This is a genomic window from Pseudomonas sp. LBUM1640 (assembly GCF_059716225.1).
This window is the reverse complement of record NZ_CP166816.1, coordinates 4,234,685-4,248,188: the sequence shown is the minus strand read 5'-3', so window position 1 is coordinate 4,248,188 and position 13,504 is coordinate 4,234,685. Positions and strand designations below refer to the sequence as shown.

Below are 13,504 nucleotides of genomic sequence, written 5' to 3'. Positions count from 1 at the left end.
ACCATGAGCCAGCCCGCCGCTGAAGCTGCACGCCCGTCGCTGCTGACGGTCAATGACATCGAAGTGATCTACGACGGCGCAATCCTGGCGGTGGCTGGGGTGTCCTTGAGTGTGCCCAAGGGCGCCATCGTCGCCTTGCTCGGCGCCAATGGCGCGGGTAAAAGCACCACGCTCAAGGCTATCTCGGGGCTGGTGCGGGCCGAGCGGGCCGAGGTCAGCCGGGGCGTGATCGAGTACGCCGGGCGGGATTTGGCGGGCATCGACCCGAGCCAGCGCGTACGCCAAGGGATGGTTCACGTGCTGGAAGGCCGGCATGTGTTCGGCCAACTGACGGTGGAAGACAACTTGCGCAGCGGCGGCTTTGTACGCCGCCTGAGCCGCAAGGCCATGGAGCACGACCTGGAACGCCTCTACGCCTGGTTCCCGCGGCTCAAGACCAAGCGCCACACCCGCGCGGGGCTGACGTCGGGTGGCGAGCAGCAGATGGTCGCCATTGGCCGCGCGTTAATGACTCGCCCGACATTGGTGCTGCTCGACGAGCCATCGATGGGTTTGGCGCCTATGATTGTGCAGGAGATTTTCGCGATCATTGCGCAGCTCAACCGCGAGCAACAGGTGAGCTTTTTGATCGCCGAGCAGAACATTAACGTCGCACTCAACTATGCGTCCCAGGGCTACGTGCTGGATACTGGGCGCGTGGTCTTGAGCGGCAGTGCTGCTGAGCTGCTGGCGCGCGGCGATTTGCATGATATTTATCTGGGTAAACAGTAAGGGCGAACGTGCATGACAGAATCCTTGCGCAACGCTGATGTGTTGATCATCGGCGGCGGCCTGAGCGGCACGATGCTGGCCGTGCAACTGCTGCGCCAGCCCGGGCAGCGGCAAATCCTGGTGATCGAACCGCGTGCCGAACTCGGGCGCGGCGAGGCCTACAGCGCTATTGAGCTGGGCCACACCTTGAACGGCAACGCCGCGCGCATGAGCGTCGACCCGGACAACGCCGATGACCTGACCCAGTGGCTCACCGACTACATCGGCGCCGGTGGTTGGCCGGAGTCGGACCAGCAGCACGTGCCGATCAGTGAACTGTTCCCACCGCGCGGGATGTTTGGGTTGTACGCGCAGCAGCGGCTGGCCGAAGCCAAGGCTCTGTCGGCTTCAACGGTTGAACATGTGCGTGGCGAAGTGGTTGACCTGCAAGTGGATGAGACTTGCACACGGCTCACGTTGGATAACGGTCAGCAACTGCGCGGTGCCTACGCGGTATTGGCCACCGGCATGTTCCCGGCGGCGCGTACGCCGCAGACCGAGTCCAGCGGCTTGAATGCCGCCGCGGTGGACCCGTGGGATGTGCAGGCGATGACCCGGATCGACCCGCAATCGACGGTGCTGATCATCGGTTCCGGGCTGACCATGGTGGATGCCGTGGTGTCGCTTGAGCAGGCGGGGCATCGTGGGCCCATCGAGATTTTTTCGCGTCACGGCCTGTTGCCGCATGTGCGCCGGCAGCCGCCGAGCTGGGAAGACTTTCTGGCTGCCGACCACAGCCTGCGCAGCCCCAGGCAACTGTTGCGCGAGGTGCGCCGCCAATGCCGGATTGCACAGGCCCAGGGCATCGATTGGCAGGCGCCGCTGGACACCGTGCGCGCGCACATTGGCCGCTTGTGGAGCCAGGCCGGCGAGCGCGAGAAACGCCAGTTCGTGCGCCATGTACGGCCGTGGTGGGAAAGCCATCATCACCGTTCACCGCCGTTGAGCGCGCAGTTGGTGGCGCGGTTGCAGGCCGAAGGGCGGCTGCGGATTCAGGCAGCGTCGTTCAAGGGTTTGGTGGCGTCGGACGCTGGCGTGACTATTAGCTTGCGGCGTCGTGGTGAGCAGGGAGTGGCGCAGGTCTGGGGCGCAGCGTTGATCAATTCCAGCGGTATCGAATACGACTGGCGCCGGGTGGCCAAGCCGTTGCCGCAGCAGTTGCTCAAGCGCGGGTTGATCCAGCCTGGGCCGTTGGCGTTGGGGATTGCGGCGGATGTGTCGGGGGCTGTGGTGGATGCCCAGGGCACTGTCAGCCCGCGACTGTTCGCCATGGGCCCGCCGTTGCGTGGGATGTGGTGGGAGAGCACGGCGGTGACTGATGTGGCGATTCAGGCCAAGGCGTTGGCTTTGAAGCTGACAAATATCTAATGTGGGAGCGGGCTTGCTCGCGAAAGCTCTGTGTTGGGCGGCATAGGTCTTGGATCGGAGTACATATCCATTGACGCGGTAACGGCTACTTATGGTTCCGCTCTTACAGCGGGTCACTTTTGGAAGGACCCAAAAGTAACCAAAAAGTCCTCGCCCCACCACTCGGCACCTCGCCTCCGGCTCGGTGTGCCCTCACGCAGGCTTTGGAGCGGGGGCCGCCGCGATGGGCCATCCTTGGCCCAGCGCGGCTAAACCGGCGTCCTGCCGGTTTACCCCCGCTCCAAAGCCTGCGTTCGGCCAGCGTGGTTGACGGGGCGCCTAAGATCAAAATCAAGATCAAGATCAAGATCAAAATCTACAGCACGGCGGCCTAGTAGCCGACCTGAGTGGTAGAAGCAACAGCAGGGCAAAAGCACGGCAAAAGCACGGCAACACAGTATCCATCTGATGGAATGAGATCTAAATGTGGGAGCGGGCTTGCTCGCGAAGGCGGTGTGTCAGTCAATTCATCTGTTACTGGCCCACCGCCTTCGCGAGCAAGCCCGCTCCCACATTTTGAACTCAGTGCATCAGGTATATGTGTGTGTACTCGGTCAAGTGTGGGAGCTGGCTTGCCTGCGAAGGCATCAACTGGTTATGCCTGATGTACCGAGGTGTCTGCATCGCAGGCAAGCCAGCTCCCACAGAAAAGCAGCTCTGCTTTTGAACTGTTCCTGCTGTGCTGTTGCCCTGCTGTTGCTTCTACCACTCAGGTCGGCTACTAGGCCGCCGTGCTGTAGATTTTGATCTTGATCTTGATCTGACAGGCCCCATTAACCACGATGGCCGCAAGTAGGCACGGTGGAGCGGGTAAACCGGCAAGGATGCCGGTTTAGCCGCGCTGGGCCAGGGATGGCCCATCGCGGCGACCCGCGGAACCGGGCCGGAGTGCGGGCATGCCGAGCCTAAGCGAGGCACCGAGTGGTGGGGCAAAGACCTTTTGGTTACTTTTGGGGCGTTTGCCAAAAGTGACCCGCTGTAAGAGCGGAACCATACGAAGCCGTTACCGCAGCAACGGATATGTACTCAATCTACCTAACCCCATCGCGAGCAAGCCGCTTCACTGATCTTGAGGCGGTGTTCAGCCTCCGACTTTCACAAACCCTGGCTTGAGCCCAAACACTTCAACGCCTTGGGCGGTCGACTGCCCGGTGGTCACCTTCACCCGCTCCACCACCTGATCCATCGCCGCGCGATACTCCACGGTCATGTCATCGCGGTTGATCGCTTGGCTTGGAATCACAATCGCCTGCTCATTGTTGTAGGTGACGATGGTCAACCGCGCACTCATCCCCAGCCGCACACGCTGCAATTGCTGCGGCGTAAGTTTGGGGATCGACAACGTCACCGGAAACTGCGCGCTGCCCTGGCTGTCGCTGGCAATCGCCAAGCCGCTGACCACGCTGACGGAACCGGTCAGGCGTTCGCCGTCGAAGCCATCGCCCATCACCTCAACCACCTGGCCCTGGTGCAGTTGGTTGATGTCCAACTCCGACACCTTGGCGACGATTTTCAGCTGCTCGATATTTGCCAGGCCGAACAGCACCTGGCCTTGGCTGACTTTGCTGCCAGCCTGCACCGGTGCGTTGCTGTTGCCAGCGTTTTGGGGCGAACTGTTGTTGCCGGGCGCAGGCACCACGATGCCGGAGAACGGCGCCTTGACCTCCTTGCCATCGAGCAGCTTATGCAGGGCGTCGTACTTCACTGTGGCGTTGGTCAGTTCCATATCAGCGATCTGTCGGTACTCGCCCTGGCCTTGATCCTGCGCCTGCTGCAGTTCGCTGCGCGCAGAGGCGAGGTCGAGTTGTTGCTGCTGGGTCTGTTGCTTGAGATCGTCCAGTTCGTTGCGCGGGATGATGCCGCGCTTGAACAGGTTTTCACTTTCGGTGAGTTTGCGTTGGGTGTTGCCGGCGGTCATTTCGGCGGTGCGCAGGCTGCGGCGCGCACGGCTGACGGCGGGGCTGCTGTTCCAGTCCTGCATTTCCTGCACGGTGCGACGGGCCTTGAGCTGGGCGGACAGCGCGTCGCGCAGTTGCACTTCGAGGGTGGCCGGGTCCATGCGCAACAGCACCTGGCCGGCCTCGACGCGCTGGCCTTGCTCCACCAGGTTGGCCAGCACGTTGCCGTCGAACGGCGCCGTGAGGGTAATGGTGGTGTCGGGCTCGATCTTGCCCACCAGGCCGATCTGGTGCACCAGCGAGTCGGGCTTGACGGCCAGCCATTGCTCGGTGGCGGGGGGCTGGCGGTTAGCAGGGCTGCGCAGGGCAATGCCGGTGCCCGCCAACAGCACGACTAGCAAGGCACCTAGCAGGTATTTTTTCTTAGTAGTCATTGAGGGCGATTTCCCAACTTTCCAGCGTCATGCCCAGGGTCAAATCGAGCTGGGTCTGGGCGTTCAAATAAGCGATCAGTGCGTTGAGCTGTGAATTTTCGGCGTTGCGCAGGTCGGTCTCGAAACTCAGCACCTGGAAGTTGGTGGAGCGCCCGGCGCTGAGCTTTTCCCGCTCGATCTCGATCTTGCGCCGCGACAGCTCCACCGCGCGCTGGGAGATTTCATATTGGCGCCAGCGGGTGCCCAGGTCGCGCACCACATCGTTGACATTGCGTTCCAGTTCCTGGCGCGCATCGGTGATACGGATTTCCTGATCCTCCACGTTGACCCGCGCGCGCACTTCGGCCTGGCGGGTGCTGATATCGCCGATGGGGATCTGCACCTGCACCCCGGCATAGCTGTTCCACGCGCGGTTATTGCTGCTGCCGTTGTCGTTATTGTAGGCATCGCGAATCTGGTTGGCCCCGGCCACCAGGTCCACCTGCCAGCGCCCGGAATCTTTGGCGATCACCAGGTTGAGGTCGGCCTGCTGGCTGCCGAGCAGGGTGGCGAGGTATTCCGGTTGCTGGGTTTGCGCCAGGTTGAAGGCCTGGCGTTTGTCGATGGTCATCGGCTTGGCCTCCAGGGCCTCGCTGGCGCGAATGGGCGTCGACAGGTCCAGGGCGAGCAGACGTAGCAGGGCCAGGCGGCTGGTATCAAGCTGGTTCTGGGCTTCCTCTACGCCGAGTTGCTGGGTGGCGATGTCGGCTTCGGTCTGCACGATTTCGAACTCGGCCATGCGCCCGGCGCTGATCAAGGCCTTGTTCACTTCCAGCAGAGTGCCGGAACGCTTGAGGGCGTCCTGGACGATGCTCAATTGCTCCTGGGCGCGCAGCAGTTCGCGGTAGGTGGCGATGATCTGGCTGATGGTCTGCGCCACGGTGGCCTTGAGGTTCAGGCGGTTGGCCTGCTCCGACAGGCGTGACAGGCGCAGCGGCGCGGTGGTGGCGTCCCAACCGGCACCGCGCATCAGCGGCTGGATCAGCGCCAGGTCCAGGCCGTCGCTGCGGTAGCGGCCGGCGCGGTCGGCGTTGTTCAATTGTTGCGTCCAGGCCATGCTCAGCCGGGTGCCGTACTCGCCGAGCAGCGTGGCGTTCGGCGCCAGGTTGGCGTTGCGTGAATTATCGGCGGTGCCGCGACTTTGGCGGTAGTAGCTGTTGAGGCTGAGCTTGGGGTTGAACGTGTCTTCGGCGACGCGCAAGTCGAACTTCTGCGCCACCCGTTGCAGGTACGCGCTACGGATCGCCGGGTTGTTGCGCAAGCCCAGGTACACCGCATCGCCCAAGGTCATCGTGGTCACTTGGGCATTCATCGATACACCCCGGTCGTAACCGCTGCGGGTGCTGCTGGCGGCCGAAGGGTTGATCACCACGTCGGCGGCCACGCAGGGCAGGCTTGCCAGGGCGAGCAAGCATAGCCATTTATTCATCACGCAAGGCCTCCACCGGCTGCAAGCGCGAGGCTGACACCGCCGGGTAGATACCAAAGAACAAGCCCACCAACAGCGTGCTGCCCACTCCCAGGGGCAGGGCGGCGGCGGCCAGGGCAAATACCCAGCCCGACAGCCAGGCGTAGAGCCAGGCGGCGGTCATGCCCAGTACTGCGCCGCAAAGCGCACCGACGGCGGTCAGGGTCACGGCTTCGAGCAGGAACAGGTTGCGGATGTCTCGCTGGCGCGCGCCCAGGGCCATGCGGATGCCGATCTCCCGGCGGCGCTCCGAGACATTCATCAGCATCACGTTCATTACGCCGACGCCGCCGCCCACCAGCGAGATCGCGCCCAGGGCCAGCAGCAAGTAGGCGAACGTGCGGCTTTGCCGGGTCATGCCATCGATCATTTGCTGGGGCACCTGAATGTCGACATCGTGGTCGGTGAGTTGGCTTTTCAGGGCGCTGGCGGCGTCGCGGGCGATGCGCTCCATGTTTTCGCCGGGCGCGGCGCGGATGATCACGTTGCCGATCTGCGGGGTCGGGAAGATACGGCGCATGCCCTCGGCGGGGATGAACAGCGATTCGTTGGCCTGCACCGGCATCAGCATGGCGCGTGGCTGGTTGTGCAGGATGCCCACCACCAGGAACAGGTAGTCGTTGATGCGGATGCGATCGCCCAGTTTCAGTGGGTCGCCGGGTGCTCCCAGGGCTTGAGCGACTTGGTCGCCAATCACGCCGTAGGTTTCGCTGGCGTCGAAGCTCGACAGAAAGCGGCCCTCGCGCACGGCCAGGCGCATGGCATCCTTGATATCCGACGTACTGCCGACAAAGTTGGCGTTGGTGGTGCGGCCGTGAAACACGATGGGCCCGCCGAACACGCTGAGCGCGCCGATATGGGCAATGCCCGGTACGGCTCGGCGTACCGCTTCAAGATCGAGGCTGGCGCGCATCGGTACGTTGCTGTTGCCCTTGGGCGGAAACTGGGCGACCAGGGTGTCGGTGCCCATGTCCTTGAAAATCATCGCCGCATCCACGGCCGCGTTATGGCCGATATTGATCAGCGCCACCACCGATGAGCTGCCGATCACGATACCCAGCAACGCCAGGACCGAGCGCTTACCCAGGGTACGCAAGCTCACAAACGCTTCGTGCAGCAGTTGGCTCAGGCTTTGCTCGACCCGCAGGCTCATAGGCGCTCGGCCTCATGCACCAGGCCGTTGCGCACCAGGATTTTGCGTTGCAGGCGCTCGGCGATATGGGCGTCATGGGTGACGATAATCAGCGTCACTTGCTGGTCGCGATTGAGCGCCAACAGCAAATCCATGATCTCTTGGGCAGTGCTGCTGTCGAGGTTGCCGGTGGGTTCGTCGGCGAGAATCACCGAAGGCTTGCCGACCAAGGCGCGCGCAATTGCCACGCGTTGACGCTGGCCGCCGGAAAGGTCAGCCGGGCGATGGTGGGCGCGTTCGGCCAAACCGACTTGCTCAAGCATGTGTAAGGCCTGCTCCACCGATTCATGGCGCGACACGCCGCGGTAACTCAGGGGCAGGGCGACGTTGTCAAGGGCACTGAGGCGCGGCAGCAAGTTGAAACTCTGGAACACGAAGCCGATTTGCTGGTTGCGGATCGCTGCCAGTTCATCCGGGCTGGCGCTGAAAATATCGTGGTCGGCAAAGTGGTACTGGCCGCAGTTGGGCAGGTCCAGCAGGCCGAGGATATTGAGCAGGGTACTTTTGCCGGAGCCGGAGGCGCCAAGAATGCCGCAGCTGTCACCGCGGGCGACAGACAAGCACACATCATTAAGAATGGACAGGTGTTGCCCGGCGAGCTGATAGTGCTTGCCGATGCCTTGCAGGGAGATCAAGCCTGGGTGCGCGGGGGTATCTGTCATCATGACTACGCCTGCAGTCTCGACGGTGCCACTTGCCCCGGTAAAGCCTTGTAACAAGTTCGGGAGCTGCCTGGTACGCGTCACGGACTGGTTTTATTTCTTGTTTTTAAAATATTGTTTGAATAGTAACCGCGTTCAATGCGCTTCGCCAGCCATGGATGTAGAGCGGTTTTACCCTTTGAAACGAATTTTCAGCGGCCCGGTTCGAGCGGTGCCCAATGCTCTCGGCTACCCTCGTTAGGCCCGGTTATACGGGCTTTTAGGGGTAAAGCGCAGTGGCAGTACTTGCTTTCGAAGGGCTGCACCGGTATAAAAAATCAAATTATTTTTTAAAACAATATTTCCCGTGTGGAACTCCTATGGTCGCGAAGAAACTCAGCGCTCCAAACGTTACCAAGACTCGATTGCTGGATGCGACAGAGGCTCTCTTCATCAAGTACGGCTACGACGCCGTTCTGCTTCGGCAGATTACCGAGCGCGCCCAGGTGAACCTGGCCGCCGTGAACTACCACTTCGGGGACAAGGATTCCCTGATGAAAACCCTGCTGATGCAGCGTCTGGAGCCACTCAACGAGCAGCGCCTGGAACTGCTGGCGCGCTGCGAAGCCGAATCTGACGGCCCCCTCGATTGCGATACCTTGCTCGGTGTGCTGTTTGCCCCGGCCATGGGCCTGGAGCGCAGTGACCCGGCCAGTGGGGAAGGGCGGTCATTTATCCGTTTCCTGGGCCGGGTCTACAGCGACACCTCGCCGTTTATCCAGGAATACCTCAAGGTGCATTACCAGCCGGTGTTCCAGCGTTTCTTCGAAGCCTTCGCCCTGGCCTTGCCGGACTTGCCACGCAATGAGCTGGGCGTACGCCTGCAATTTGCCCTCAAGGCGATTTCCGGGGTGATGGCTGGCACTGAACTGCGCCTGCTGATGAACTCCATGAGCCTGGGCCGCCCGGCGACGGACGCCGAGGTGATGGCCAAGTTGATCACGCTGGTGTCGGCCGCGATTCGCGTGCCGCAGCAAAGCCCGGAAGCGGAAACGGCATTGGCCAAGGTGCTGGACACCCAGCGCGCCATTCGTGAGCAAGCCACTGCGCCCGCCACTAAGGCTGCGCGATAACTCACAAATCCCAGGCAAAAAAAAGCCCGCTGGGGCGGCGGGCTTGATGTGCAACGTTTGTAACGGATGAGGCTTCACCCTACGTCTCGGGATGTGAAGAATTCGTGAAAAAAATGTGAGAAAAGACTGGGTAACGGCAGATTTATAATCACTGCGTTGTCTGTCAGATTTTTCTGTATATCTACCTCCCGTCGCCACTGTCGATTCTGACAGTAGATTCGACTATCGCTCCAAGCGCCGCATTCACCTTGCCCGTCGCGCCATTCCCGCGCCCTGACCCAGCAAAGGGAGGGTGATGACCACTCCCACCGAAACACGCTCTGCAGCGCCCTCTTTGTTCCACGCGCCCTTATCGCTCAGATCTTCCAATGGTCAGACGTTTTTGCCAACCGCTGACGCATCGCATCCACGTTGCCCGCCAACTGCAACGTCAACAACCGATACCCATCCAGTGCACTCTGCACCGGCGCCTCCAACCCGGCTTCATCCGGCACCTGCGCGGCCGGTCGATCCAGTCGGTCGGTAAACCCCAACTTCAACGCCCGCGCCATCCCCACCCACTGCACCCGAATTTGCCGATGTTCGGCCTTCAACATCATCTGCATGCGTGCCATCGCCTGTTCATCTCGTGGATCGGGGCGGGTATTGCCGAGAATCTCCAACGTGCTGATGCACATGCGCAAATGCCGTTGGATCGCGTCCAGCTCGGTCATGGAGATGCGCACTTCCTTGGACACCGACGGCATCAACGAACGCAGTTGCAACATCGCCGCATTCAGGCGGTTGAGCAATTTGAGGTGTTCATCATCGGTGACCGACTGGCCGCTGATGATCCGGCTATAAATCGCGGCGCAGTCACGTAGCGCACTGGCCAGGTTGTAGCGCCACGAATACACGGCATACAGCGGCAGGGCGAACGAGAACGCCAGGGCCAGGACGATGCCGATCAGGATATCGACGGTGCGCCATAAGCCATCCGAAATCGGGTTGTCGCCGTGGCCGGCGACGATAAACACCGTGATCGCCGACAGCAGCGCGATGTAACCGCCCTTGCCGATGGCGTGATAGGAAAAGAACCCGCACACCACCGACATCAACAGATACGTCAGCAGCGGCAGGCCGAAATAGGCCTGTTGCACCACCAGCAGCAAGCCGACGCTGGCGCCGATCAACGTGCCGTAGGCGCGCTCCACGGCCTTCTTGCCGATATTACCGTGGTGTTGCAACCCGCCGATCACGATCAGCATGGTGACCGAAGCCCACTCACCGTGGGGCAGGTTGATGCCCGTGGTGAGCAGGATCGTCGCCAGCAAGCCGATGGACACGCGTACCGCGTGGATCAGCTTGGCATGGCGATAGCGGCGGTACGGGTCGAGCAAAGGGCGCAACAGGCGCCGAGCGAAGAAGGGCAGGTTCATCGGTATTAAATTGGCCTCGGTAGTCAGGGCAAAGCTCGATTCAGGTGTGGCAGCCGAGCTTGTGTGGGAGCAGGCTTGCCTGCGATAGCATCACCGCGATCTAACTGAAGGACCGCGGTGCCTGCATCGCAGGCAAGCCAGCTCCCACACAAGGCTGCGTTCACCCAGGAATTCGGGAGCTCTTAGAAAATATAGTCAGTGGTCAAGAAGCTCGAATCACGGTTGCGCAGGATGTCGCTGACCAGCGCTTTGTTGCTCTCCAGGAACTTGGTCGCCACCAAGGTGCGGATCGAGAACACGCGCAACGCATCGTGCACCGACAGTGTGCCCTCGGCCGAGTTCTTGCGCCCGTTGAAGGGGAAGGTGTCCGGGCCGCGTTGGCACTGGGCGTTGATATTGATGCGGCCAACCTGATTGGCAAAGGTGTCCACCAGGCGCCCGACTTCCACGGCATTGGTGCCGAAAATACTCAGTTGCTGGCCGAAATCCGAGTCCAGCACATAGTCGATCACGGTCTCCAGGTCACGGTAAGGCACGATCGGCACCACCGGCCCGAACTGCTCCTCGTGGTAGACGCGCATCTGTGGGTTCACCGGGTACAGCACCGCCGGGTAAAAGAACGAACCACGGCTGGTGGCGCCATTGGCATTCACCACGTTGGCGCCATGCTGCGCCGCGTCGGCCACCAGCGCGTTGAGGTAATCGACCTTGCCCACTTCCGGCAGCGGCGTCAGTGAGACGCCGTCTTCCCACGGCATACCGGGCTTGAGCGTCGCCAGTTTGGTGTTGAATTTCTCGATAAAGCTATCGACTACGTCCGCATGCACAAACAGGATTTTCAGCGCAGTGCAGCGCTGGCCGTTGAACGACAGCGAGCCGGTGACGGCTTCGTTGACCGCATTGTCCAGGTCCACCTCGGGCAGCACGATGCCAGGGTTTTTCGCATCCAGGCCCAACGCCGCACGTAGACGATGTGGCTTGGGGTGCAGTTTTTTCAAATCGCTGGCGGCCTTGTTGGTGCCGATAAACGCGAAAATATCGATCTTGCCGCTGGCCATCAGCGCGCTGACGGTTTCGCGGCCGCTGCCGTAGATCACGTTGATCACCCCGGCCGGGAAGCTGTCGCGGAACGCCTCCAGCAGCGGGCGAATCAACAGCACGCCGAGCTTGGCCGGCTTGAACACCACGGTATTGCCCATGATCAGCGCCGGGATCAGCGTGGTGAAGGTCTCGTTCAGCGGGTAGTTATAAGGGCCCATGCACAGCGCCACGCCCAGCGGTACGCGGCGGATTTGCCCGAGGGTGTCCTGCTCCAGTTCGAAGCGGCTGCTGCGGCGGTCAAGTTCCTTGAGCGCATTGATGGTGTCGGTGATGTAGTCGCAGGTGCGGTCGAATTCTTTCTGCGAGTCCTTGAGGTTCTTGCCGATCTCCCACATCAGCAGCTTGACCACCGCATCGCGCTGTTCGCGCATACGCCGCAAAAAGGCTTCCACATGTTGGATGCGTTCAGCCACACGCATCGTCGGCCACTCACCTTGGCCACGGTCATAGGCGCGCACGGCGGCGTCGAGGGCGGTGAGGGCCGTGTCGGCGTCCAGCAATGGCGTGCTGCCGATATGCACGCGCTCATCGCCCAGTTGCACCGGGCTCAGCACTTGGGCCAACGGGCCGTTCCACACCTGCAACTGGCCATCGACCAGGTAATCACGCTGTTCAATGGGCGCCGCCAGGCGAAATTGCTCAGGAATGTCGGCGGCGCTAGTGGGAAACAGCTGGGCGAGCAGGTTACTGGTGGTCATGTCGCTACCCCTGGAATAGTTGCAAAACATGACTAGAGAGTCACCCATCCTAGGGCTGTGTGGCAAGCGCCAGACGCATTACAGCAGCCCGCTGGCGAGCGCCACGCCCAACGCTGCGCCGATTTGCCGGGCGGTATTGAGGGTGCCGGCAGCGATTCCAGCCTGGGCCGGGTGCACCGCGTTCATCAGCGCGGCGGTGGCGGCGGGCGTGATCAGCCCCGCTGCGAGGCCAATCAGCGGCATGGGCACGACGATCAGGGCGTAGTCGGGCGTTGAACCGCTCATCAGCAGCAGGCCGAAGCCGGCCACGTACAACACCAGGGCGCCGCCGATCAGCCACCGGCTGCCGAAGGCGCGAACCAATTGGCCGGCCATCAGGCTGCCCATGCTCACCAGCACCGTCAGCGGCAAAAATGCAACACCGGTCCACAGCGGCGAAAGGCCCAATGTGCGCTGAAAATACAGGCTCAGTAAAAACATCAGGCCGTATAACAGCAACGCCGATAGCAGCGACACCGCCACGCAGAGGCTGAACACACGGCTGCCAAACAGCTGCACGGTACGCAGCATCCAGCCCGATGCGCGAGGCTGTGTGGCACTGGCGCCAAGGCGGGCGGTGAGGCCGACAGCGATCAGCCCCAGTGGCAGGTTGGCCAGAAAGATACTGCGCCAACCCAGCGTTTCGATCAGCACGCCGCCCACCAACGGCCCGGCGGCCATGGCGATGCCGCCGCACCCGGCCCATACGCCGATGGCCGCCACGCGCCCGGCAGGGTTGTCGAGGTAGGCCTGATTGATCAGTGCCAGGGAGGCAGGCACCAGCATGGCCGCGCCGACGCCTTGCAGCCCGCGCGCGGCGATCAGCGTCACCCCCGCTGTGGCCAGGCCGCACAGCAATGATGCCAGGGTAAATAGCAGCAACCCCGCCATATAAAGCCTGCGTGCACCGAAGCGATCCGCCAATGCGCCGCCGCCGAGCAACAGGCAGCCAAAGCTCAAGGTGTAGGCGCTGACGACCCATTGCAGGGTCGTGGTGTCGCTGTTGAAGGTGTGGGCGATGGCGTCCAGCGCGACATTGACGATGGAGGTGTCGAGGATCACCAGTACGTAGCTGAGGCTGGTGGCGGCCAGCACCTGTCGTTGTTGCATGGGCATCATCCTTGAAATCTGTGAAAGAGGCAGGCGGCGAATCTAGCGCGAAGGGCGCCGGCGATGCTTCGACGATGACCGAAGCGTGCGCGCGTGCGCCACGCTTATACTGCGCA

General features: G+C 62.0%; 10 protein-coding genes. 3 read left to right on the top strand and 7 right to left on the bottom strand.

The genetic code is table 11. The features are described from left to right. The first annotated feature begins 3 nt into the window (after positions 1-3). Together ACA065_RS18660 and ACA065_RS18655 are read left to right on the top strand one after the other, a co-directional pair. A complete protein-coding gene (locus ACA065_RS18660; RefSeq protein ID WP_497690965.1) occupies positions 4-771 on the top strand; it encodes an ABC transporter ATP-binding protein in 768 nt (255 codons plus the stop codon). 12 nt (positions 772-783) lie between these two features. Next, positions 784-2,178: an FAD/NAD(P)-binding protein gene (locus ACA065_RS18655; RefSeq protein WP_497690964.1), complete on the top strand. Its 1,395-nt coding sequence runs from the start codon at positions 784-786 to the stop codon at positions 2,176-2,178. A 1,120-nt stretch (positions 2,179-3,298) separates the two neighbouring features. On the opposite strand, the gene ACA065_RS18650 is transcribed toward ACA065_RS18655, so the two are convergent. The 4 genes from ACA065_RS18650 to ACA065_RS18635 are packed head-to-tail and all read right to left on the bottom strand — an operon-like array spanning position 3,299 to position 7,913. After that, positions 3,299-4,549 carry an efflux RND transporter periplasmic adaptor subunit gene (locus ACA065_RS18650; protein ID WP_497690963.1) on the bottom strand — a complete coding sequence of 417 codons (1,251 nt, stop codon included), beginning with the start codon at positions 4,547-4,549 and terminating at the stop codon, positions 3,299-3,301. Beyond that, positions 4,539-6,017: a TolC family protein gene (locus ACA065_RS18645; protein WP_497690962.1), complete on the bottom strand. Its 1,479-nt coding sequence runs from the start codon at positions 6,015-6,017 to the stop codon at positions 4,539-4,541. Before ACA065_RS18645 ends, ACA065_RS18650 begins: the two co-directional genes overlap by 11 nt. Continuing rightward, a complete protein-coding gene (locus ACA065_RS18640) occupies positions 6,010-7,209 on the bottom strand; it encodes an ABC transporter permease (RefSeq protein ID WP_497690961.1) in 1,200 nt (399 codons plus the stop codon). Before ACA065_RS18640 ends, ACA065_RS18645 begins: the two co-directional genes overlap by 8 nt. Next, on the bottom strand, positions 7,206-7,913 hold the full coding sequence (locus tag ACA065_RS18635; protein ID WP_497690960.1) for an ABC transporter ATP-binding protein: 708 nt from the start codon (positions 7,911-7,913) through the stop codon (positions 7,206-7,208). The genes ACA065_RS18640 and ACA065_RS18635 overlap by 4 nt, the downstream gene beginning before the upstream one ends. 356 nt (positions 7,914-8,269) lie before the next feature. Between ACA065_RS18635 and ACA065_RS18630 the strand changes: the two genes are divergently transcribed. After that, positions 8,270-9,022: a TetR/AcrR family transcriptional regulator gene (locus ACA065_RS18630; protein ID WP_497690959.1), complete on the top strand. Its 753-nt coding sequence runs from the start codon at positions 8,270-8,272 to the stop codon at positions 9,020-9,022. 356 nt (positions 9,023-9,378) lie between these two features. On the opposite strand, the gene ACA065_RS18625 is transcribed toward ACA065_RS18630, so the two are convergent. The 3 genes from ACA065_RS18625 to ACA065_RS18615 all read right to left on the bottom strand — a co-directional run bounded on the left by ACA065_RS18625 (position 9,379) and on the right by ACA065_RS18615 (position 13,388). Further along, complete coding sequence (locus ACA065_RS18625; RefSeq protein ID WP_497690958.1) at positions 9,379-10,440, bottom strand: FUSC family protein; 1,062 nt, start codon at positions 10,438-10,440, stop codon at positions 9,379-9,381. Between the two features lie 182 nt (positions 10,441-10,622). Next, entirely contained in the window at positions 10,623-12,239 is a 1,617-nt protein-coding gene (locus ACA065_RS18620) for an NADP-dependent glyceraldehyde-3-phosphate dehydrogenase (RefSeq protein WP_497690957.1), read from the bottom strand. A 78-nt stretch (positions 12,240-12,317) separates the two neighbouring features. Next, entirely contained in the window at positions 12,318-13,388 is a 1,071-nt protein-coding gene (locus ACA065_RS18615) for an MFS transporter (RefSeq protein ID WP_497690956.1), read from the bottom strand. Positions 13,389-13,504 lie beyond the last annotated feature (116 nt).